The 22,018-nt window shown below is 44.5% G+C and carries 19 protein-coding genes and 1 tRNA gene; 8 read left to right on the top strand and 12 right to left on the bottom strand.

The genetic code is table 11. The annotated features are described in order from the left end of the window. Nucleotides 1–390: 390 nt before the first annotated feature. From R8O70_RS18345 to R8O70_RS18315, 7 genes are all read right to left on the bottom strand, one after another. Nucleotides 391–1,644 carry an HD-GYP domain-containing protein gene (locus R8O70_RS18345; protein WP_258625513.1) on the bottom strand — a complete coding sequence of 418 codons (1,254 nt, stop codon included), beginning with the start codon at nucleotides 1,642–1,644 and terminating at the stop codon, nucleotides 391–393. Nucleotides 1,645–1,774: 130 nt separating this feature from the next. After that, nucleotides 1,775–2,773 (bottom strand): LacI family DNA-binding transcriptional regulator, encoded by a 999-nt coding sequence (locus R8O70_RS18340; RefSeq protein ID WP_005381031.1) that lies wholly within the window; start codon nucleotides 2,771–2,773, stop codon nucleotides 1,775–1,777. Between the two features lie 105 nt (nucleotides 2,774–2,878). Then, complete coding sequence (gene chbG / locus R8O70_RS18335; RefSeq protein ID WP_258625511.1) at nucleotides 2,879–3,634, bottom strand: chitin disaccharide deacetylase; 756 nt, start codon at nucleotides 3,632–3,634, stop codon at nucleotides 2,879–2,881. Nucleotides 3,635–3,652: 18 nt separating this feature from the next. Beyond that, a complete protein-coding gene (locus tag R8O70_RS18330) occupies nucleotides 3,653–4,975 on the bottom strand; it encodes a 6-phospho-beta-glucosidase (RefSeq protein WP_033906216.1) in 1,323 nt (440 codons plus the stop codon). A 12-nt stretch (nucleotides 4,976–4,987) separates the two neighbouring features. Then, nucleotides 4,988–5,299 (bottom strand): PTS lactose/cellobiose transporter subunit IIA, encoded by a 312-nt coding sequence (locus tag R8O70_RS18325; RefSeq protein WP_031777269.1) that lies wholly within the window; start codon nucleotides 5,297–5,299, stop codon nucleotides 4,988–4,990. A gap of 51 nt (nucleotides 5,300–5,350) precedes the next feature. Continuing rightward, nucleotides 5,351–6,685, bottom strand: coding sequence for a PTS sugar transporter subunit IIC (locus tag R8O70_RS18320; RefSeq protein WP_005381064.1), 1,335 nt, complete (start codon nucleotides 6,683–6,685; stop codon nucleotides 5,351–5,353). An 87-nt stretch (nucleotides 6,686–6,772) separates the two neighbouring features. Continuing rightward, complete coding sequence (locus tag R8O70_RS18315) at nucleotides 6,773–7,078, bottom strand: PTS sugar transporter subunit IIB (RefSeq protein WP_025767645.1); 306 nt, start codon at nucleotides 7,076–7,078, stop codon at nucleotides 6,773–6,775. Nucleotides 7,079–7,325: 247 nt separating this feature from the next. On the opposite strand from R8O70_RS18315, the gene R8O70_RS18310 reads away from it, so the two are divergent. Next, on the top strand, nucleotides 7,326–8,609 hold the full coding sequence (locus R8O70_RS18310) for a carbohydrate-binding protein (RefSeq protein WP_226084033.1): 1,284 nt from the start codon (nucleotides 7,326–7,328) through the stop codon (nucleotides 8,607–8,609). A gap of 246 nt (nucleotides 8,610–8,855) precedes the next feature. On the opposite strand, the gene R8O70_RS18305 is transcribed toward R8O70_RS18310, so the two are convergent. Both R8O70_RS18305 and R8O70_RS18300 read right to left on the bottom strand, forming a co-directional pair. Next, nucleotides 8,856–8,940: transfer RNA gene (locus R8O70_RS18305), tRNA-Leu, on the bottom strand. A gap of 190 nt (nucleotides 8,941–9,130) precedes the next feature. Beyond that, entirely contained in the window at nucleotides 9,131–9,796 is a 666-nt protein-coding gene (locus R8O70_RS18300) for an SDR family NAD(P)-dependent oxidoreductase (protein ID WP_318184295.1), read from the bottom strand. Between the two features lie 227 nt (nucleotides 9,797–10,023). Here R8O70_RS18300 and R8O70_RS18295 point away from each other — a divergent pair, with 227 nt between their 5' ends. Continuing rightward, nucleotides 10,024–11,292: a DUF2254 domain-containing protein gene (locus tag R8O70_RS18295; RefSeq protein ID WP_318184294.1), complete on the top strand. Its 1,269-nt coding sequence runs from the start codon at nucleotides 10,024–10,026 to the stop codon at nucleotides 11,290–11,292. A gap of 184 nt (nucleotides 11,293–11,476) precedes the next feature. Continuing rightward, nucleotides 11,477–11,956 (top strand): RDD family protein, encoded by a 480-nt coding sequence (locus tag R8O70_RS18290; protein ID WP_005381070.1) that lies wholly within the window; start codon nucleotides 11,477–11,479, stop codon nucleotides 11,954–11,956. A gap of 87 nt (nucleotides 11,957–12,043) precedes the next feature. Here the strand turns inward: R8O70_RS18290 and lptG are convergent, their stop codons facing one another. Both lptG and lptF read right to left on the bottom strand, forming a co-directional pair. Next, nucleotides 12,044–13,114, bottom strand: a complete 1,071-nt coding sequence (gene lptG, locus R8O70_RS18285) for an LPS export ABC transporter permease LptG (RefSeq protein ID WP_005381071.1) — start codon at nucleotides 13,112–13,114, stop codon at nucleotides 12,044–12,046. Between the two features lie 3 nt (nucleotides 13,115–13,117). Further along, nucleotides 13,118–14,218, bottom strand: coding sequence for an LPS export ABC transporter permease LptF (lptF, locus tag R8O70_RS18280; protein ID WP_005381072.1), 1,101 nt, complete (start codon nucleotides 14,216–14,218; stop codon nucleotides 13,118–13,120). A 200-nt stretch (nucleotides 14,219–14,418) separates the two neighbouring features. Here lptF and pepA point away from each other — a divergent pair, with 200 nt between their 5' ends. The 5 genes from pepA (at nucleotide 14,419) to R8O70_RS18255 (ending at nucleotide 21,075) form a co-directional block, all read left to right on the top strand. Next, nucleotides 14,419–15,927: a leucyl aminopeptidase gene (pepA, locus tag R8O70_RS18275; RefSeq protein ID WP_005381073.1), complete on the top strand. Its 1,509-nt coding sequence runs from the start codon at nucleotides 14,419–14,421 to the stop codon at nucleotides 15,925–15,927. Between the two features lie 115 nt (nucleotides 15,928–16,042). Beyond that, complete coding sequence (locus R8O70_RS18270) at nucleotides 16,043–16,492, top strand: DNA polymerase III subunit chi (protein ID WP_031777270.1); 450 nt, start codon at nucleotides 16,043–16,045, stop codon at nucleotides 16,490–16,492. A gap of 96 nt (nucleotides 16,493–16,588) precedes the next feature. Beyond that, complete coding sequence (locus tag R8O70_RS18265; protein ID WP_258625507.1) at nucleotides 16,589–19,447, top strand: valine--tRNA ligase; 2,859 nt, start codon at nucleotides 16,589–16,591, stop codon at nucleotides 19,445–19,447. Nucleotides 19,448–19,649: 202 nt separating this feature from the next. Next, a complete protein-coding gene (locus R8O70_RS18260; protein WP_137282381.1) occupies nucleotides 19,650–20,054 on the top strand; it encodes a DUF2061 domain-containing protein in 405 nt (134 codons plus the stop codon). 115 nt (nucleotides 20,055–20,169) lie between these two features. Continuing rightward, on the top strand, nucleotides 20,170–21,075 hold the full coding sequence (locus R8O70_RS18255) for a bifunctional helix-turn-helix transcriptional regulator/GNAT family N-acetyltransferase (protein ID WP_258625504.1): 906 nt from the start codon (nucleotides 20,170–20,172) through the stop codon (nucleotides 21,073–21,075). Nucleotides 21,076–21,094: 19 nt separating this feature from the next. Here the strand turns inward: R8O70_RS18255 and R8O70_RS18250 are convergent, their stop codons facing one another. Further along, nucleotides 21,095–21,895: a glycosyl hydrolase 2 galactose-binding domain-containing protein gene (locus R8O70_RS18250; protein ID WP_258625501.1), complete on the bottom strand. Its 801-nt coding sequence runs from the start codon at nucleotides 21,893–21,895 to the stop codon at nucleotides 21,095–21,097. Nucleotides 21,896–22,018: the final 123 nt, after the last annotated feature.

Below are 22,018 nucleotides of genomic sequence, written 5' to 3'. Positions count from 1 at the left end.
TGAAACCTAATTTGATACCGAGGTATCTAATTGGATTATCATCAACGAGTGCCCACACAGATTGATAGGTCTATATTGTTAAAGAGCTTGCTTTGCGAGAAGTTTTTCTCTCAAAGCGGAGGTGAATTCTAGCGATTTAGTTGTTAGTGTCAAACACTTTTTTAAACTAATTTTTTGTAGAAGCTTTTTACCTCTTCGACCCTGCTAAAGCCTTGTGGCGTCTGCCGTGTCGATGGATGCGCATTATAGGGAGAAGATTTTCTTTGGCAATACTAAAAGTGCATTTTTTCTAAAAAAACATGCCAAATGGATACTTTCCATCCAACCCTAAAATTACCCATAAATAACACTCAGGATTTATACAATTTACCCACAAAAAGCTGTGGATAACTACTCATCACTATCAAAGAAATAAGAAATACGCGAACGCGGATTTAGATACTCTTTTACTTTATCCGGTAATTTTGACGGATGAATCGCGTTAACTATCTTTATATCTTTTGAGGCAAGATCAATGATTGGCGCTTGCGTCCTTGGTACTGATGGATCGTAAACCAAGACATTCGGGAATAATAAATGCGATGCATTCACTGAGATAACCAGGCCGACCATATTATTGGAAAGCTGAACTACGGTACCCGGAGGAAACACGCCCATAAACTTAATTAGGATGTTCAGGTTCTCTTCTTTATATAGGTGTTTACAGTTCTTATATAAATGAGAGAGTGCGGTATAAGGAATCTTTTGGTCTGAGACTATCGGTGTATGACACAAGTTATCAAACGCATTGGCTACAGCAATAATTTGAGCAAACTCGTTGATCTCATCTCCTTTCAGGCCTTTAGGATAACCAGACCCATCTCTTAGCTCATGGTGCTGCGCGATCACAATTCTCGCGACTTCGGGAAAAGCCTCGATTTGACTCGCAAGATCGACGCCATATTTAGTGTGCAACTTTAAGTAGTTGGTTTCTGGCTCTGTTAGAGGTAGTTGCTTTCTTAATATTGCAGTCGGGATTTTTATTTTCCCGATATCATGGAATAGTGCGGAGAAGGAAAGCTCTTTCAACTGTGCTGCTGAGTACCCTTTAGCACGGCCAATCATCATAGAGATAACAGCCACGTTCAATGAGTGGAAATAAATATCTTCAAACTCATTTTTTCCGTTCATCAGATGTAACGTAACATTATCATCGCACATTAACTTCTCGACGATATCTTCAATAAGAAGCTTTGCTTCATCAACTGCTGCTGTCGGACGGTTACGGATTTTAGTCATGACTGAACGCATACGTGCCAGAGAGCGCTCAAACTCTTTTTCACACTGAATCACGCGTCGACGGTATGCACTTAACTTTTCTATGCGGTTCTGTTTTTCTTGCCACATTTTTTGAGTTTCATGATCTAACGACGCTTCATTTGTTACTCTGTCAGCTTGTCTTTGATAAACAGGGAGTGGAACGGCATCGCTTTGCTCTGGATTAAAGTAAACGAACTTTACGCCGAGGTGGCGGATCATCTCGACTTGCTCTTGGTCTTTAACCTTAAAGCTATTGAGTAGAAAGGGGTGATCGTTCCACTTTAGCGGAAGACGGATATGTAGTCCGGGTTGAATACGATCGACCGTTAGTTTAATGGCTGCCACTTATTCACTACTGATTTATATTTCTTAAGAGAGTTAGAATACTAGTAAATTTTGTGAATAAATTCATCAGTAACTATCAAAACATCAAACCGTTATTTCTAAGCGACTCACTTAATTAGATAGAAGTAAGCTACTTTAAGGAGCGATCTGCTTTGCGTATTTTAAGCTTAGCCTCGAACACTGGCTTGTCTATTACTTCTTGATCTTTGACTAGTCCCATTAACGTTTGTACCGCTACACGGGCCATGTCACTGATAGGAAAGTGCACTGCTGATACTGTAGGGTAAAGACTTTCACAAAGATCAACACTGTCAAAGCTAGTTAATGAGATTTGCTCTGGTACAGAAATACTGTGCTCGTGTAAGTACTGCATTGCGCCAACCGTCATTTCTTCACTGCACGAAAAGACAGCCGTCACATCAGGGTGTCGTTGTAAAATTGCAGCCATTGCATCATAACCACTTTGCCGACCATAATTCCCTTCTTCACACCAGCTTTCATCAATATCTATACCAGCATCCTTCATTGCATCAATATACCCAAGCTTTCTCAATACACTGTTATGACGTTGGGATGGACCGGCAATACAAGCAATCTTTCGATGACCACCAGCTAAAAGGTGCTCAACGGCAATACGGCTTGCATGATGATGGTTAAAGGTAACACAACGCTCTTCTATTCCTTCCACGTAGCGATCCAGGAGAACGAAAGGTGTTGGTTGTTTAGCTAATTCACGTAAGTCATCATCTGACAAATAACGACTATGAAGTACATAGCCGTCACAACGTAAATCATTAAAACGCTGAATTGCCTCTTTTTCACCTTGTGCAGAATGATGGCCTTGAGCTGTAATCAAAAACTTCTTATGAATATCCAGCTCGGTTTGAACCTGCTCCATCATCTCGCCAAAGAAGCCCCCCGTATAGTAAGTCACCAATAACCCAACCATATTACTGGATGAGGTTGCGAGTGAACGAGCAATTGCACTAGGACGATAATTCAATTGCGCCATAGCTTGCTCTACTTTTTTTCGAGTTTCTTCGCGAAACTTCCCCTCCCCATTAATGATTCGAGAAACGGTAGAGCGATTTACACCGGCGAGTTCGGCGACATCTTTAATCCTTGCCATAATGCTATTGGGTCCAACTGCAATTGTTATTAAATATCCGTTTGTGTAGAACGGCTGCCAGCAATTCGTAAGGTGCTTATAGGGGGCGAAGCTGGCAGCCTTTAATCATACACCGACCATTTGATTGGTAGAAACGAGCTCAGAGTAATCCGTGACAGCTATACCATGATGAGCTAACTGTTCTTTTAAAATGGGAGAGGTAAGAACTTGTAACTCTAGCTCTCGCTGAAGCGCATAGCCACTCTTTAAGATAAGCGCCTGATCGGCCTCTGCCGGGTGGCACATCACCTCAACCAAGTCATAGTCAGCTTTTAAGCTCAATAAATGTGTCATTAAACCATCCAAGCTCACTTTTTGGTCATAAAACTCATCAGTAAAGATATACCTGATTGTCATCGATTCTTGACACAAGCCAGTGCCCCGCAGTGGCACTCGGTATTCATTCGCTACTTCTTTAATAACGGGCAAAATTTGAGGGTGAGTATGCGCGTGATGATGGCTATCTAAGTGGCTTAGCTCTAACCCAAGCGATAAAAAATGTTCCACCTGAGCTTTTGCTTCATCATAAACGACCTGAGTTTCGAAGTCCTGCTTACTCCAAAGTTCGTCATAGTTGATAAAGTGCGATCGGCCGTTGGTCAAGTTAGGATGCTTCGTTATAGGCACACCTGCTGTAAACCTAAGATGAACGCCAATTTTCAAGTCTGGATTATGGCGAGCTAGTTCTAAGGCATGTTGCTCAGCATCCATACCCACCATCATGGTGGTTGAATGAACCACACCTTGCTGATGAGCTTTAACGATGCCGCTATTTACACCTCTCGTTAAACCAAAATCATCAGCATTAAAAATGACTTTCATCGGCGCCCTTCCTTAGTTTTACAACGTCGTTAGTTTAAATTGAGGTAAATACGGAGCGTTCACCGCCAGAATATCATCCAGGATTGACTTGGCGCGGCCAATGTCAGGCACCAATGGGTTATTGGTTAATGCCATAAGCGCCTTGTTATAATTACCTTCGACAGCAGCTTCTATTGTTAGCTGCTCATACGCTTTAACTTGATGGAGTAATCCTTTGATATTGTTTGACAACTCGCCAACCGCAAGAGGTTTCGCCCCCCAGCTACCAATCACGGCACTACATTCAATCACAGCATCGTCAGGTAGGCCGTTGATCGCTCCATTATTTAAAACGTTAACAACATGAATACTATTACGATTGTTATAAATTGAATCAACTAGGTTCAGTGATGCATCAGAATAATAAGCACCACCCCGCTCCTCTAACTCTTTCGGCTTATGATCGAGGGTAGGATCTTGATAGAGCTTAAATAGCGCATTTTCTGTTTCCATTACCTGCTCAGCACGAGTGCCTTTTTCATCGGCACTTTGTTTCTCTTCAGCAAGCATGGCATCAGTTTGGTAGAAGTAGCGATGATAAGGACATGGTATCGCCCCCAGTGCTTTTAGAAATGCAGGATCCCACGGCTCTTCCCAGATATTCTTCATACTGAAGTTGGCACCATCACCGACTTTCTCTAATACCGTTTGAGTAATATCTTCCCCATTGAGCCATGCTTTGTGTACCCACACGAGATGGTTTAACCCAGCAAACTCAAGTTGTAGCTCTTTTGGCTCACACTCCATCATTTCTGCAATCATCATTTCCATTGAAACGGGCACATTGCATAAACCAATACTCTTTACTTTGGTGTACTTACTGACCGCTTCGGAAACTAAACCCGCTGGGTTGGTGAAATTGAGCATCCATGCGTTTGGAGCCAACTCTTCAATGTCTTTACAGATATCAAGAATGACCGGAATGGTTCGCAGTGCTTTAGCAAAACCACCAGGGCCCGTTGTTTCTTGGCCGATGACGTCGTACTTGATTGGGATTCGCTCATCGTTAGCGCGTGCAGCAAGGCCACCAACACGAAACTGCGTCATCACAAAATCCGCATCTTTTATCGCAGCACGGCGATCGAAACCGGCTTTTATCTCAATTTTTGCTCCGGCTTTATCGACCATTCGCTGAGCCAATCCTTTGATGATCTCAAGCTTCTCAGCTCCTGACTCAATGTCCACAAAATGGATTTTCTTAACGGGTAAATATTCTAAGCGCTTAATAACCCCTTCAACCAATTCCGGGGTATAGCTACTACCACCGCCAATAATGGCAAGTTTGATCGCCTCTCTAGACATTTTCATCCCCCTTTACTTGTTCGAGATTTTTTTGTTCAGTGCGACGATTTCTACAGCCATCTCTTGAGCCAAAATCGTAGTCATCAGGTGATCTTGAGCATGCACCATCACTAACGTCATCGGGACTTTCCCTTCTCCCTGATCTTCTTCAATAAGCTGAGTCTGTATTAAGTGGGCTTTATTAATGCACTCTCTTGCTTGAGAGAGCTTCTCGTCAGCCGCTTCAAAATCTTGTTCTCGAGATAAACGCAATGCCTCGTAGCTTAAACTTCTGGCTTCACCAGCATTGCAAATGATCTCCATCACAACCAATTCTTGTTCCATCATTTTCTCTCCGAAAATCGGGCCGCGGTAATTGCGGCCCATTAAGCACAGTTAAGCAGTAACGCCTTCGCCTGACGGCTGCGTGTCACCTTTAGTTTCCTTCGTCGTTGGTAGTTCTTGCTCCAACATTTGCTTCTCAAACATTTTGAAGAATGGGAAGTAGATGATTAGATCAAGAATCAATAAACCAATGACGAGCAATACTGGCGCAAAGGTCCAACCGCTACCCCACGAAGCACCTATCAGTGCCGGTGTTGTCCAAGGTGTTGTAGCGACACCCATACCCACAAAGCCGACATGCACAGCAAAATACGCAATCGTAGCGTTGATGACTGGAGCGAAGACGAACGGGATAAACAAGGTCGGGTTCATCACAACTGGGCTACCGAAGATCACTGGTTCGTTGATTTGGAAAAAGCCAGGCACCGCACTCATTCGACCAATGCTCTTAAGGTGAACAGAACGGCTAAACGACATCAGCATAACAAGAGCAAGTGTTGCACCAGAGCCGCCAATAAAGATGTAAAAATCCCAGAACGGTTGAGTAAATACGTTTGGAATCGGTTCACCTGCAACAAAGGCTTCAATGTTGGCACCAATGTTGGTCAAAAAGATTGGAGAAAGCAGTCCAACAACAATTGCAGCACCATGAATACCCGCAAACCAAAGTAGCTGGCAAAGCAATAAAGCGCCAATAATGGCAGGCAATGAGTTAGACGCACTAATTAGCGGTTTAAAGATAGCCATAACAGCGTCTGGAATCAGCATGTCGTACTGGGTTTGTACGAAAAGGCTAAGTGGATATAAGGTAATGAATATCGCTAAGACTGGTAGCAATACTTCAAATGATCGCGCAATCGCCGGTGGCACCTGCTCTGGCATGCGAATCGTAATATTGTGCTTTTTCATAAAACGGTAGAGCTCCACCGAGAAAAATGCACACATCACTGCGGTGAAGATCCCGGTTCCGCCCATGTGAGACATAGACAACGCGCCATCTTTAGCTGGGGCCGCAATGAGTAAAAAAGACATTAGTGACAATACAGCACTCGTGATCCCATCCATCTTGTAAGCCTTCGCTAAACTATAAGCAACGCCCAGCGAAACAAAAATGGTCATGATCCCCATCGACATGTTGTAGGGCATCATTATGGTATCAAAATGTGTAGTGGCGAAATCGAGCCAAATTCGACCAAAAGTAAAGGTTGTATCTTCGGCAAATGGGGGGAATGCAAAAATCAAAATGAAACTACCGACAATAATAAACGGCATTGCGACAATAAAACCGTCTCTCATTGCGCGAACATGGGGCTGATTCCCCACTTTAGCTGCTATAGGGGCTATATGCTTTTCGACTGCGCCTATAATTGCGTCATAAAGCTTCATAGAGTCCATCCTTATTTTAGGCAAAAGAATCCCGCATCAAATATTTATATTTGATGTACAGTTATCTTTTTAATTTAAAACTATATTTTAGTTAATTAATTCTAATGCTTGCTCTAGTACTTCTTCTCCCTTCATCATTCCATAATGCTGAGGAGAAATCGCGTCAATGTTTTTACCATGCTCTTGCGCCGTTTTTCTTAGCTCTTCTAGCTGAAAACGTACTTGAGGCCCGAGAAGACAAACATCGTACTCTTTAATTGCATCTTCAAATGCATTCACTGACATCGCATCAATTTTGCATTCAATTCCTTTATTTTCAGCAGCTTGCTCCATTTTCTTAACAAGCATACTGGTTGACATCCCTGCGCTACAGCATAAAAGGATCTTTTTCATAGCCTTACTCCCGTTGTGTAAATTTCAACCTGCAAAAACTGTAGCAAAAATAACCAATACAAAAAAGCGCAACCGGTTGCATTATTCGTGGACACAATCCCAATTTAGAAAATACCACCTATTTTTTTGTAATTATTTAGGTCTAGGATAAAAGTCATAAAATAATTTAAGACATCACATTAAGTTTCAAATTATCAATATTTTACTACTGACAACGTCGTTATTAATTTCTTAAAAGGAATAGAGAATGAAATTTAATAAATTGGCTATTGCAACGCTTGTAAGTGCCGCACTATCACAACACTCATTTGCTCAAACCGACTCTAAAGGCACAATTTATCTAACGTTTGATGATGGACCAATCAATGCATCTATTGACGTTATTCAAGTACTTAACCAGGAAGATATCAAAGCGACGTTTTACTTTAATGCTTGGCATTTAGATGGAATTGGTGATGAGAATGAAGACCGTTCCCTAGAAGCCTTAAAGCTCGCATTAGACACTGGTCATATTGTTGCGAACCACAGTTACGATCACATGGTGCACAACTGCGTGGATGAGTTTGGACCGAACAGTGCTGCGGAGTGTAATGCGACCGGGGACCACCAGCTTAACTCGTATCAAGACCCTGTTTACGATGCCTCAATGTTTACGGAAAACTTATCTGTGTTAGCAAAGTATTTGCCGAACATTACAAGCTACCCGAACTACAAGGCAACAGAGTTTGCTAGACTGCCCTACACCAACGGTTGGCGCGTGACGAAAGACTTCAAAGCAGATGGGTTATGTGCCACGTCTGATGACCTGAAACCTTGGGAACCAGGATATGTATGCGATACATCCAACCCATCCAACAGTGTAAAAGCAGCTATCGAGGTTCAAAATATCCTAGCGAATAACGGCTATCAAACTCACGGTTGGGATGTGGACTGGGCACCCGAAAATTGGGGCATTGAAATGCCAGCAAACAGCCTTACAGAAGCAGAAGCATTTCTTGGATATGTGGATTCCGCGTTAAACACTTGTGCACCAACAACGATTAACCCGATCAACTCCAAAGCTCAAGAGTTCCCATGTGGTACACCTTTACACGCCGATAAAGTTATCGTATTAACTCACGAGTTCCTATTTGAAGATGGTAAGCGTGGCATGGGTGCAACGCAAAACCTACCTAAGCTCGCTAAGTTTATACAGTTAGCAAAACAAGCGGGTTATGACTTCGACACAATGGATAACTACACACCGAACTGGCAAGTTGGTCATAACTACGACGCTGGCGATTACATCTTACACCTAGGTACTGTATACCAGGCTGTAACAAACCATACTGCGCAACAAGATTGGGCACCGTCTCCAACCTCTAGCCTTTGGACAAATGCAGACCCAGCCACTAACTGGACTCAGAATGTTTCCTATAAACAAGGTGATGTGGTGACTTATCAAGGTTTGCGTTATCTAGTTGATGTACCGCACGTGTCCCAAGCTGACTGGACTCCGAACACTCAGAATACCTTGTTCACAGCTCTATAGGCTGTTCTTACTATCACCATGTAGTAGTTTGCGCGAGGCATACCCCTCGCGCTTTTTTGTTTTGAAGATCCAGATACAACAAAGCCCCGACTTTCATCGAGGCTCTGTCTTAAAATATGGTACCGGTGGATGGAGTTGATTGGACTGGCATTCCTGCCGCCACCGCGAAGGCAACGCTAACTTTCTTTTGATATTTACGAACACCTAAAACGACGAAAGGCCGCTATAAAAGCGACCTTTCTAATATGGTACCGGTGGGCGGACTTGAACCGCCACGCCCGAAGGCAACGGATTTTGAATCCGTCGTGTATACCAATTTCACCACACCGGCATCTTTGGGCTATTGCCCTTTGATGGTTGGCATTATACGTAAGCTTTTGACCTGCGCAAGCAGAAATACCTTAAATAACTATCGTTTGCTGATAATTTCGCCACAAAGTGTGACAAAGCTGTACTCATAAGAAACGTACGCTCCATTTTCTACTACTCTTCCAGATGAAAATGAGTATACGAAACTCTTTTTAAGTTCTATTCACTGTAATATCAGAAACATAACCATTCCCAATGCTCGACAACGCATTATGGAGCATCTCTGCGGCATCTTCTGCTTGCATGAAGTGACTCGTGTCCATCTTATTGCCGCTTGTTTTCCAGAATTCCGTATCCATTCCACCAGGATAAACCGCGATAATTTTCATAGGTTTTCCTTTTAGCTCCAAACGAACCGACTCAATTAATCCTTTGACAGCCCATTTCACTGCACAATACGTAGACTCTTGCGCTTTAGGTTGTTGCGCGGCTGTGGACATGATCATGACCACTTTTATTGGATGATCTTTGTAACGCTTTACTAACTCTCTTAACACATGAATCGCAGAATTCAGGTTGTTATCAATCAACTTTTGAATCTCTTCCGGCTCCTGCTCTTCCAGTAAGCCAAAATAACCACTTCCTGCACTATGAATGACCATTTCAGGCGGCTGTTTCATCCCATCAAAGAGCTGTTTCACACCTTGATGTAATGAGAGGTTGCAAGCTTGATAGCCGACGTTATGAGAGAGTTGTTTTGCTAGTGCGGATAGTTTTTCTGTGTTTCTTCCTATGATATACGTCTCTTTGTCTTCCGCATCATAACGCTTTGCCAACTCTGCCCCTAAACCGCTACTTGCACCTGTAATTACAATCATGCGCTACCTCTTTTCAATCACATACTTTTAATTCATCTATCAATTAAGGTAACAGAATCGTGGTAATTCACACCTCAAGAGCACCATTCTTTGAAGCAAGCGGCTTTCTTACTTTCGTGATGCATGAAATATCAAGCAGAACGACGGGCATTTAACCTATGCTTAAGCAAGAATAACTTTCTGAATTTTCTATCGACTTTCTAGTGAGAACTGAATAGGAGCAAAGAATGACTGGGTCAAAATGGCAGTGGTTACTGAAACAGATGACACGAAAACTGTGGGTCCGGACGTCACTCTACGCATTACTAGCTGTTGCTACCGCCTTAATGTCGATTGTTTTAAACCAGTTCATTACTCTGCCCCCTGCCATCAACGTCAGCAAGGATTTGTTGAACAACATATTAAATATCCTCGCAACCTCCATGCTTGCAGTGACTACATTCTCTCTCAATATTATGGTCTCAGCGTACAGTGCCGCTAGTGCAGGGGTAACGCCGCGAGCGACAAAACTGTTGATGGAAGACAGCACAACACAAAATGCCTTAGCAACCTTTCTTGGCTCTTTTCTATTTAGTTTGGTAGGAATTATCGCGCTAGGTATTGGGGCCTATCATCAACAAGCACAAATTTATCTGTTCATCGTGACTATCGCCGTAATCGTGATGATCATACTCACTCTGCTACGTTGGATTCAGCACCTTTCCGTACTAGGAAGGGTCAGTGAAACCACTTCATACGTGGAGCAAGCCTTGTTAGATGCGATAAGAAAACGGGGCAAAGAGCGTTGGCTAGGTGCTCACCCGTGGAGCCACCCAGAACATAAACCCAAAGGAAGTAAACCTATTTTGAGCCAAGAAATTGGCTACTTACAGCATGTTGATATGCATCATCTCGATAGTATTGCTGAAGCAAACCAATGCACCATCTACCTTGAGCGACAACCGGGAAGTTTTGTGTACGTAGGTCAACCATTGGCTTGGGTTTGTGGAGAATTGCCAGACGAAAGCGAAGTAACGGCAGCCTTCACGATTCGAACGGAGCGTTCATATGATCAGGACCCTCGCTTTGGTTTAGTCGTTATGGCGGAAATCGCCTCACGAGCACTATCTCCGGCTGTAAATGATAATGGCACCGCGATTGACGTTCTTGGGCGTTCTGTACGAGCACTTTCATTATGGGGAGACCTACTCAGTGAGCCACCTACCAAAACTCGATATCCTAGACTATTTGTGCCCGCATTGAGCTGCCAGGATTTGTTTGATGATGTCTTTTTGCCGATAGCACACGATGGTGCAGCGCAACTCCAAATACAGATTCGCCTACAAAAGGCCTTGCTAGCTCTCTCTAGTATGCACCCTAAGTTATTTTTGTCACCAGCAATCAAGCTGTCAGAAAAAGCTTTAGAGCTTTCATTAAGCCAACATTATACCGAAGATGAGAAACACCAACTCTCTCAGCTATCTAATCTGGTCACAGACCAAAAAGCCAATGGTTAAGAGAGTCGAATTCAGTTGAAACATATTGCTGCACGGCCTCGTGTATCATGACATGTGCTGATAACGTAGGGCAGAAAAGTCTCTTCGTTTATACACAATTAAAGACTCTGTGCGTTAGGTCTCTTTTCTCTTGGTGAGGGAATCTATATTCTGACGCACAATTTTTAAGGTAAGTGATGGAATAATGACAACGTCTACAACTCTTCCACCTGCTGGTCTCTTTCGTCGACTTGCAGCGTTGATTTACGACACATTGATTATTATCGCAATTGAAATGATGGCCGCAGGTATTGTTATGGCCGTTGTGTTTGCACTAAATGCAGCAGGATTGTTGAGCTATGGCGAGTACGCTGATGCCGCAGATATGCTCGGAAAACACCCTGTATTGAGCCCTCTATTTACACTTTATCTTGCGGGTGTGTGGATATATTTCTTTGTGTTCTTCTGGACGCGAGCAGGACAAACTCTTGGGATGCGCGCTTGGAAGCTTCGAGTTCGCAATGCCAAAGACGGTGCACCAATTACGGTAACTCAAGCTCTGATTCGTATTTCGACATCTGGCTTTGGCTTGGCAAATCTGACTGTACCGATTGATCCGAAGAAACGTGGTTTCCACGACATTTGGGCCAAAACAGAGGTAGTTGTATTACCCAAGGCAAACTAACTTGTCTAGGAACACAAAAAAGGAAGGCGTAATGCCTTCCTTTTACATTTGGTTCGGTAAAATTTGGTTTATTCGATGATGCTTCAGTTATAGCTTTCTTCGTAGCAATGCAATCGCAATAGCTAAGAACACCAAACTCGGGGCCAAAGCACCAAACACTGGGGATATGCCATACACCAAGCTTAATGGGCCAAAGAACTCACTGGATATGTAAAAAGTAAACCCGGCAACCACGCCCGACAATACCCTTGCCCCCATGGTCACGCTTCTGAGTGGGCCGAAAACAAAAGATAGCGCCATTAACATCATCACAGCAATTGAAAGCGGCTGAGTCAACTTACGCCAAAACGCCAACTCATAGCGAGATGCATCTTGTTCCGATGCTTTTAGGTAAGTCACATAATCATACAAACCGCTCAGTGACAGTTCTTCTGGCTTCACGGTCACCACAGCTAGCTTATCTGGTGCCAAAGAGGTGTGCCACTCCATCTGTTCGATGTCTTGCTTTGAAATTACGTTTTCATTTTCCATGTCCGTAATTTGTACGTAACGCATCAGCCAGTTGTTATCTTGTTGGTAGTCGACTTCTTCGGCGAAAATAACTTTTTGTAGATTCTTATCATCATCAAAACGCCACATATTTAAAGCATAAAGTTTGTCGTCTTCGACTTTACCGATAAAGATAAAGTCGTTTGCATCACGAGCCCACACACCTGAGCGCACAGACACAATGCTACCACCTGATATCGCAAACGCACGTAAGTCACGGGCCATCTTCTGGGCCTCAGGAGCGCCCCATTGACCTAACGCCATAACAACAATCATGAGCGGGACGGCCGTTTTGAGTACCGATAACCCGATATCCAGCTTAGAGAAACCAGCAGCTTGCATCACCACCAGCTCAGAGCTTGAAGCCAACATACCTAAGCCGATCAGGGCACCGAGTAATGCCGCCATTGGAAAGAACATTTCGATATCACGCGGCACACTGAGTAACACAAAGTACAACGCATGAGTGAGGTCGTACACACCTCGCCCTACTTTACGTAGCTGTTCTACATATTTGATGATGCCCGATAAGCCAACAAACGTCGCTAAAACCAAGGCAGTGGTAGAGATGATGGTTCTACCGATGTAAAGGTCTAAGATTTTGAACACAGCTTACGCGAGCCTCTTCTTGCGGAATTTGTCTTTTATTCGTCTAGCAGCAACGCTGTCCATCATATTCGCCATGATAGCAACAATCAGCAACATCGCATTGATTGGCCACATACCAATAGCAGCCGGGATGTCACCATCTTCTAATGCAGATTTGGTTGCACTGATCGCCAAGAAATACGCTAGATAGATCAGAATCGCAGGCCCCATTTTGGCAAACCGTCCCTGACGCGGATTCACCGCAGACAAAGGAATAACGAGCATTGTTAAGAGTGGAATACACACAAATAACGAAATTCGCCATTGTAGCTCCGCTTGCGCCTCTGGATCTGGGTGACCTATCAAGTCAACCGTTGGGTATGCTTCCCAGTCTCGCCCTTTCTTTTTGACCTCACGTTGGCCGATAACACCTTCGTATTCATCGAATTTCGTGATCATATATTCAACGCGAGTAGGCACACCTTCATAACGCGTACCTTCTTTCATAGTGATGATCTGACGACCGTCCGAAAGCTCTTTTACTTCACCAGAAGATGAGAACATCACACTCGGTAACACCGAATCTCGAGGGCGCATCTGCGCAACAAAAACGTTGCTCAAGGTATTGTCTTTAATGTCATCGATGAACACAACCGATGAACCGTCTGGTGTACCTTGGAACTGACCTTTTTTAAGTAGGTCAACGCTGTTTTCTGACGCTACCTGCTCATAAAGCTGCTCAACGCGGTCTTGAGACCACGGCGATAGCCACAACGCATTGAAAGCCGCCACCGCTGAAGTAATCAACGCTAGGTATAAGGCCGCTTGAACCAAGAATTTATTACCAATACCTGTCGCGTTCATTACGACAATTTCGCTCTCTGCATACAGACGACCAAATGTGATCAATATGCCGATATACAGACTTAAAGGCAGCATTAACAGACCCATTGCTGGCATATTCAAACCAACAATCGAGAAAATCAATCCAGCAGGAATATCCCCATCAGAAGCATCAGCAAGAACACTTATGAATTTCTGGCTTACAAACACCAAAAAAAGTACGAAAAAAATCGCAAATTGGCTCTTGAGTGTTTCGCGGATCAAATATCTAACAATAATCACGCTGAAATTACCTATACAAAACTTGTTTTTTTGGTCGAATCACTATAGTTTCCCGTTGAACCATTTATTTTTTTAAAAATTATAAACTAGATGTTAGTCGCTTAATCAGCTCTGCATGTAAGCCTGGAGCTAAAATTCAACAAGTAAGCGATCATTATCTAACATTTAGAGCAATTTGTCTTCAGGATGTAGGAGTACGCATGGAGTTCAGTGTAAAAAGTGGCAGTCCAGAGAAACAACGTAGCGCATGTATCGTTGTTGGTGTGTTTGAACCACGTCGCCTTTCTCCAGTAGCCGAACAACTTGATAAAATCAGTGACGGTTACATCAGTTCACTACTTCGCCGTGGTGATCTAGAGGGTAAACCTGGTCAGATGCTGCTACTGCATCAAGTACCAGGTGTTTTGTCAGAGCGCGTTTTACTTGTCGGTTGCGGCAAAGAGCGTGAACTTGGCGAGCGCCAGTACAAGGAAATCATTCAAAAGACGATCAGCACACTTAACGAGACAGGCTCAATGGAAGCGGTATGTTTCCTAACTGAACTGCATGTTAAGGGTCGTGATACATACTGGAAAGTGCGCCAGGCTGTAGAAGCGACTAAAGATGGTCTATACACATTTAATCAATTCAAGAGCGTGAAACCTGAGACTCGCCGCCCACTGCGCAAGCTTGTTTTCAACGTACCAACGCGTCGTGAATTGAACTTGGGTGAAAAAGCAATCACTCATGGTCTTGCTATCGCATCAGGTGTCAAAGCCTCAAAAGACCTTGGCAACATGCCACCAAACGTAGCAAACCCAGCTTACTTAGCCTCTCAAGCTCGTCGTCTTGCTGACGATTACGAAACCGTAACCACCAAGATCATTGGTGAGCAAGAGATGGAAAAACTGGGTATGACCTCTTACCTAGCAGTAGGCCGTGGTTCTAAAAACGAATCTATGATGTCTATCATCGAGTACAAAGGTAACCCTGACTCAGATGCAAAACCGATTGTGCTCGTAGGTAAAGGTCTAACCTTCGACTCAGGCGGTATCTCTCTAAAGCCGGGCGAAGGTATGGATGAGATGAAGTACGACATGTGTGGTGCGGCATCGGTATTCGGTACAATGAAAGCGCTAGCGAAGCTAAACCTACCAATCAACGTTATTGGTGTTCTAGCGGGCTGTGAAAACATGCCTGGCAGCAACGCTTACCGTCCAGGTGACATCCTAACGACCATGTCTGGTCAAACTGTAGAAGTTCTGAACACGGATGCGGAAGGTCGTCTTGTTCTTTGTGACGCACTGACTTACGTAGAGCGTTTCGAACCAGACTGCGTGGTTGACGTTGCAACGCTAACTGGGGCTTGTGTTATCGCACTAGGCCACCATATCAGCGGCGTAATCTCTAACCACAACCCTCTTTCTCATGAGCTAGTAAACGCTTCTGAGCAAGCGAGTGACCGTGCATGGCGTCTACCAATGGCAGACGAGTACCACGAACAGTTGAAAAGCCCGTTTGCGGATATGGCAAACATTGGTGGTCGCCCTGGTGGCACAATTACTGCGGGTTGCTTCTTATCTAAGTTCGCGAAGAAGTACAACTGGGCACACGTCGATATCGCAGGTACCGCGTGGAAATCAGGCGCAGCGAAAGGCTCAACGGGCCGTCCTGTCTCAATGCTTGTCCAATTCCTTTTGAACCGCAGCGGCCAAGAGACAGAAGAGTAATTTCTGAACAGAATCTAAAAGGGCCGCAAGGCCCTTTTTTATTATCCTAATTTTCTAAAATGAAAGTGGGACTTAAGATGGTCTTAGGAAGAGACCCAAGGCAAATGAGAGAATGATGCAAACTGCAACCTTCTACATCATTAACGAAGAGAGCCCGCAAGCAACGGTGGCTGGCTTTGAAGAATACATCGTGTTTTTGGCTCAGCACTTTGCTCGCCAAGGCGCTAAAGTGTATTTAAACTGCCAAGACAAACCACACGCCGAGCAGCTCGCTGAAGCCTTTTGGCAAGTTGATGCAGACAAGTTCATGGCACATAACCTCGTAGGCGAGGGACCGAAATACGCCACCAATATTGAAATCGGCCATGAAGGTGTAAAACCTAATTGGAACCGTCAGCTGGTAATTAATTTGGCGGAAAATGAGACAACCTTTGCGAACAAGTTTGCTCAAGTGGTAGACTTCGTGCCCTGCGAAGAAAAAGCTAAACAACTCGCAAGAGAAAGATATAAAATTTACCGTCAAGCAGGTTACCAGCTGCAAACGATCGAAATTCAATATCCTTAACGGTCAATCCTTATAGTTAAGGCGATCTTGTTAAGATCCCTCACTTATAAAGATTGACTAAGATTCAACCATCAACGTATCCATTAAAAGAGCGCTATGGAAAAGACATACAACCCAACTTCAATCGAACAAGCTCTGTATCAGACTTGGGAAGAGAAAGGCTACTTTAAGCCACACGGTGACACTACTAAAGAATCATACAGCATCATGATCCCGCCACCGAACGTCACTGGTAGCCTACACATGGGCCACGCGTTCCAAGATACGATCATGGATACGCTTATCCGTTGTGAACGTATGAAGGGTAAAAACACCCTTTGGCAAGTAGGTACTGACCACGCTGGTATCGCAACTCAGATGGTTGTTGAGCGTAAGATCGCTGCAGAAGAAGGCAAAACAAAACACGATTACGGTCGTGAAGCTTTCATCGACAAAATCTGGGAATGGAAAGGCGAATCTGGCGGCACTATCACTAAGCAGCTTCGTCGTCTTGGCGCATCTGTAGACTGGGATCGTGAACGCTTTACGATGGACGATGGTCTATCTAACGCCGTTCAAGAAGTCTTCGTACGTCTATACGAAGACGATCTAATCTACCGCGGTAAGCGTCTAGTTAACTGGGATCCAAAGCTACACACAGCGATTTCAGATCTAGAAGTAGAGAACAAAGACACTAAAGGCCACATGTGGCACTTCCGCTACCCACTAGCAGATGGCGCTAAAACAGCGGATGGCAAAGACTACATCGTTGTTGCAACGACTCGTCCAGAGACCGTGCTAGGCGATACGGGTGTTGCAGTTAACCCAGAAGATCCACGTTACAAAGATCTTATCGGTAAAGAAATCATCCTTCCTATCGTTGATCGTCGCATCCCAATCGTGGGCGATGAGCACGCAGATATGGAAAAAGGTACTGGCTGTGTGAAAATCACACCTGCGCACGACTTCAACGACTACGAAGTAGGTAAGCGCCACCAGCTACCAATGATCAACATTCTGACTTTCGACGCAAACATCCGTGATGCTTCTGAAGTATTCAACACCAACGGCGAAGCAAGCGACGCTTACAGCACTGAGCTACCAGCTAAATACCACGGTATGGAGCGTTTTGCCGCTCGTAAAGCTATCGTTGCTGAATTCGACGAGCTAGGCCTACTTGAAGAAGTGAAAGATCACGATCTACAAGTTCCTTACGGCGACCGTGGTGGCGTGGTTATCGAACCAATGCTAACTGACCAATGGTACGTACGTACTGCGCCTCTAGCGAAAACTGCAGTTGAAGCAGTAGAAAACGGCGACATCCAATTCGTTCCTAAGCAGTACGAAAACATGTACTTCTCTTGGATGCGTGACGTTCAAGACTGGTGTATCTCTCGTCAGCTATGGTGGGGTCACCGCATCCCAGCTTGGTACGACAACCAAGGTAATGTTTACGTAGGTCGCACTGAAGAAGAAGTTCGTAAGAACAACAACCTAGAGTCAGTCATTGAACTTCACCAAGACGAAGACGTACTGGATACGTGGTTCTCTTCTGCACTATGGACGTTCGGTACTCAAGGTTGGCCAGAGCAAACTGACGATCTGAAAGTATTCCACCCTTCAGACGTTCTAGTAACTGGTTTCGACATCATCTTCTTCTGGGTTGCGCGCATGATCATGATGACCATGCACTTCGTGAAAGACGAAAACGGCAAGCCACAAGTACCATTTAAAACGGTTTACGTTACTGGTCTAATCCGTGACGAAAACGGCGACAAGATGTCGAAGTCGAAAGGTAACGTACTTGACCCAATCGACATGATCGATGGTATCGACCTAGAGTCTCTCGTAGAGAAGCGTTGTGGCAACATGATGCAGCCTCAACTAGCGAAGAAGATCGAGAAGAACACTCGTAAGACGTTTGAAAACGGTATCGAAGCATACGGTACAGACGCACTGCGTTTCACTCTTGCAGCAATGGCATCAACAGGTCGTGATATCAACTGGGATATGAAGCGTCTTGAGGGTTACCGTAACTTCTGTAACAAACTATGGAACGCAAGCCGTTACGTAATGATGAACACAGAAGAGCAAGATTGTGGCTTCAACGGTGGTGAGATTGAATACTCACTAGCAGACAAATGGATCGAGTCTCAGTTTGAACTTGCAGCGAAAGCGTTCAACAACCATATCGACAACTTCCGTCTAGATATGGCTGCGAACACGCTTTACGAATTCATCTGGAACCAATTCTGTGACTGGTACCTAGAGCTAACTAAACCCGTTCTATGGAAAGGTACTGAAGCGCAACAGCGTGGTACTCGCCGTACACTAATCACGGTACTTGAGAAGACTCTACGTCTAGCTCACCCAGTGATTCCTTACATCACTGAAACTATCTGGCAAAGCATCAAGCCATTAGTTGAAGGTGTAGAAGGCGAGACAATCATGCTGCAAGCACTGCCTCAATTCGACGAAGCAAACTTCAACCAAGAAGCGCTAGACGACATTGAATGGGTGAAAGCGTTCATTACCAGCATCCGTAACCTACGTGCTGAATACGACATCAACCCTGGTAAGCCGCTTGACGTTATGCTGAAAGCAGCAAATGCAGAAGATGCCTCTCGTCTAGAAGCAAGCAAGCAAGTACTGATGTCACTAGCGAAGCTAGAAGCAGTACGCGTGCTTGAAACTGGCGAAAAAACTCCTGCATGTGCGACAGCACTGGTTGGTAAGTCTGAGTTGATGATCCCAATGGCAGGTCTGATCGACAAAGATGCTGAGCTTGCTCGTCTAGATGGCGAAATCAAGAAGACTCACGGCGAAATCAAGCGTATCGAAGGCAAACTAGGTAACGAAGGCTTCGTAGCGAAAGCACCTGAAGCAGTTGTTGCTAAAGAGCGTGAGAAGCTTGAAGGCTACAAAGAGACACTAGCTAAGCTAGAAGAGCAGAAGACAACGATCGCTGCGCTTTAAGCCTCAGTGAAAGAGAAGAATTAACACTTCTCACTTTTGGTTCAAAAGGTTGGTCATCATGGCCAACCTTTTTTGTATACATTTCACCAAAACCATCATCAATAGCTTCCCCCTATCACAACAATACTCATTACCCATTAGCATTAATGAGAATTATTATCGATAATGAACTCATCGAAACAAACACGATTGAGTAATTATCATGAAAAAGACACTAACTTTCGCAGCACTGCATTTTACTATCGCATTTAGTGTCGCTTACGTACTCACAGGCGACATTCTAATTGGTAGTTTAATTGCCATGATTGAGCCTTCAGTGAACACCGTAGCCTTCTACTTTCATGAAAAGGCATGGGCAAAAGTCCCAGCACTTAAAGCTCGTCAGTGGATGACCAAATTAAAAACCGCAAGCTTTGCGACCGTGCACTTCAGCGTCGCTTTTACCGTGGTTTACTTACTAACAGGTGATGCATTCGTCGGCGGCGTAATGGCGATGCTAGAGCCGAGTTTGAACACGGTGGTTTACTACTTCCACGAGAAAGTATGGATGCGTAAATCATCAGAAAAAGCTCCAGCACCGCAGTTTTGTTTACATCACCACGCTTAAACATGGAGGCTCACTACGTCTCCTAACGAGAAAAATGACATTTACCATTGACAAGGTTGCGCACCGCAATTAATTTAATTGCGGTGCGCAACTTTATTTTTAGAGGTAAGTGATAATGAACGCTCGTCAACTTCGACACTACTCCCGTCAAGCCGTCCGATTGCTTGGTATGCTTGATAAACAATGCGGCGATGTCGCTCTCACTCCAGTGCAAGCGCACGCATTGGGTGAAATCCAATTGCAGCCATTGACCATCAATCAGCTGGCACAGCAGCTTAATGTCGACAAGTCCAACGCGAGCCGAACCGTTACTGGTTTGATTAAATTAGGTTTGGTCGAGAGCATCGAAAACCCAAAAGACAAACGTAGTCAACTCGTAGCGATTACAGAGCAAGGCCAACAGGCGTTATCGCAATTGGACCAACAGCAAAACCACTTCTTTGAACAGCTGCTTACCCAACTCGATGAAAGCGAGCAAGAGCAACTCAAACTTGGTCTAGAGACTTACCTAAAAGGGCTAACAAAAGTGTGTCAGGCTGAGGAATACGTTCTTCGACCTCTTACTAAAGCAGACAACCCGCAAGTCGCAGATGTGATTCGTAAAGTCTCTGCAGAATACGGCTTAACCGCAGACAAAGGTTATGGTGTGGCTGATCCAACGCTTGATGATATGTATTCGGTTTACAATCAATGCGGGGCCGCCTACTGGGTCATTGAACATCGCGGAGAGATCGTTGGTGGCGGTGGCTTTGCCCCTTTAGCTGGCGAGCCAAATGTGTGTGAACTACAAAAGATGTACTTCTTACCTCAAACACGAGGGCACGGTTTAGCCAAACGCATCGTCGCATTGAGCTTACAATTGGCGAAACAATTTGGGTATCAGCAGTGCTATTTAGAGACAACTGAATGTCTGAGAGAAGCGGTAAGCTTGTATGAAAAGCTAGGCTTTGAGCATCTCGATACCCCGCTTGGACAAACAGGGCATGATGCATGTGAAGTAGTGATGCTTAAAACACTGTAATAAAGAGCATTACTAAGAGTTAAAGCACAACATGGGTAACACAAAGCTCCTGGCTCAAGACAACAGTGAAGTTTTGGTGCTGCCCATCCAACTCAACAGACAACTGGTAGAGATCACTTGGATCAGGATCAGTAAGATCGGCATACTTTGGCGCTTCGATCTGGAATAAAGCGCTCGCATGCTCCGCTCGGACATCAATAGGAATATGGTAAGTCATACCATTAAACTTAACCGATGCAGAGACCAGACCCGGCGCAAAAGTTTGGTAGTACAAGTCTACTTTAAACTCGCAACCACCACCGTGGTGCCAAATCTGCTCGGTTGCCACGCGGTCTAAACGTACATTGCGAATGAACTGCAGATACGGTTCTTGCCATACCCCTAAGCGCTCGTCACTCTTTTGGTATTCATGATCTGCAAGTGAACACAACTCCGGTTTATCCTCATCCAACAGAAGATCTTCTTCTTCCTCAAGGAATAGGATCTCAAAACGGTTGCGCCCCATCTGCATGAACGGGCGAATGTCTTTCTTGTAGACATTTTGAGAACCGTCACAGTCAAACAATGCTACTCCGTTCAAACGCACTTCTGCATGGTAATCCACACCACCCAACACCATTTCTACCGCTGGGAATGCCATCATGGATTCATCCACTTCAATGTCATGCATCAGGTGCCACTCTTGCTGACGAATTGCTTCTTCTGTCATTTCAACTGGCAATACCTGACTCAAAGGAGCAGGGAAAGTAATGTCATCCTGTGGGATAGAAAGGTCCGTCAGTGGAGAGACTTGCCATAAACCGGCGAGTGAGAGTTGCATATACACCTTGAGCTAGATCAATTTTCACGCATTATAGGGAGAAATCCCCTATAAACTCAATGTGAATTATTTATCGCCTCCACATTCGTCAGTTTTTCAAGGTATAAAAAAACCAGCGTTAAA

The organism is Vibrio sp. 779(2023), from assembly GCF_033344285.1.
Lineage (GTDB): Bacteria > Pseudomonadota > Gammaproteobacteria > Enterobacterales > Vibrionaceae > Vibrio > Vibrio alginolyticus.
This window is presented reverse-complemented; position numbering and strand designations above follow the sequence as displayed.

Coding starts and splice junctions, on each gene's coding strand:
- R8O70_RS18340 (WP_005381031.1), bottom strand. CDS start 2,773: ATGGCAAGGATTAAAGATGTCGCCGAACTCGCCGGTGTAAATCGCTCT.
- chbG (WP_258625511.1), bottom strand. CDS start 3,634: ATGAAAGTCATTTTTAATGCTGATGATTTTGGTTTAACGAGAGGTGTA.
- R8O70_RS18330 (WP_033906216.1), bottom strand. CDS start 4,975: ATGTCTAGAGAGGCGATCAAACTTGCCATTATTGGCGGTGGTAGTAGC.
- R8O70_RS18325 (WP_031777269.1), bottom strand. CDS start 5,299: ATGGAACAAGAATTGGTTGTGATGGAGATCATTTGCAATGCTGGTGAA.
- R8O70_RS18320 (WP_005381064.1), bottom strand. CDS start 6,685: ATGAAGCTTTATGACGCAATTATAGGCGCAGTCGAAAAGCATATAGCC.
- R8O70_RS18315 (WP_025767645.1), bottom strand. CDS start 7,078: ATGAAAAAGATCCTTTTATGCTGTAGCGCAGGGATGTCAACCAGTATG.
- R8O70_RS18310 (WP_226084033.1), top strand. CDS start 7,326: ATGAAATTTAATAAATTGGCTATTGCAACGCTTGTAAGTGCCGCACTA.
- R8O70_RS18300 (WP_318184295.1), bottom strand. CDS start 9,796: ATGATTGTAATTACAGGTGCAAGTAGCGGTTTAGGGGCAGAGTTGGCA.
- R8O70_RS18295 (WP_318184294.1), top strand. CDS start 10,024: ATGACTGGGTCAAAATGGCAGTGGTTACTGAAACAGATGACACGAAAA.
- R8O70_RS18290 (WP_005381070.1), top strand. CDS start 11,477: ATGACAACGTCTACAACTCTTCCACCTGCTGGTCTCTTTCGTCGACTT.
- pepA (WP_005381073.1), top strand. CDS start 14,419: ATGGAGTTCAGTGTAAAAAGTGGCAGTCCAGAGAAACAACGTAGCGCA.
- R8O70_RS18270 (WP_031777270.1), top strand. CDS start 16,043: ATGCAAACTGCAACCTTCTACATCATTAACGAAGAGAGCCCGCAAGCA.
- R8O70_RS18265 (WP_258625507.1), top strand. CDS start 16,589: ATGGAAAAGACATACAACCCAACTTCAATCGAACAAGCTCTGTATCAG.
- R8O70_RS18260 (WP_137282381.1), top strand. CDS start 19,650: ATGAAAAAGACACTAACTTTCGCAGCACTGCATTTTACTATCGCATTT.
- R8O70_RS18255 (WP_258625504.1), top strand. CDS start 20,170: ATGAACGCTCGTCAACTTCGACACTACTCCCGTCAAGCCGTCCGATTG.
- R8O70_RS18250 (WP_258625501.1), bottom strand. CDS start 21,895: ATGCAACTCTCACTCGCCGGTTTATGGCAAGTCTCTCCACTGACGGAC.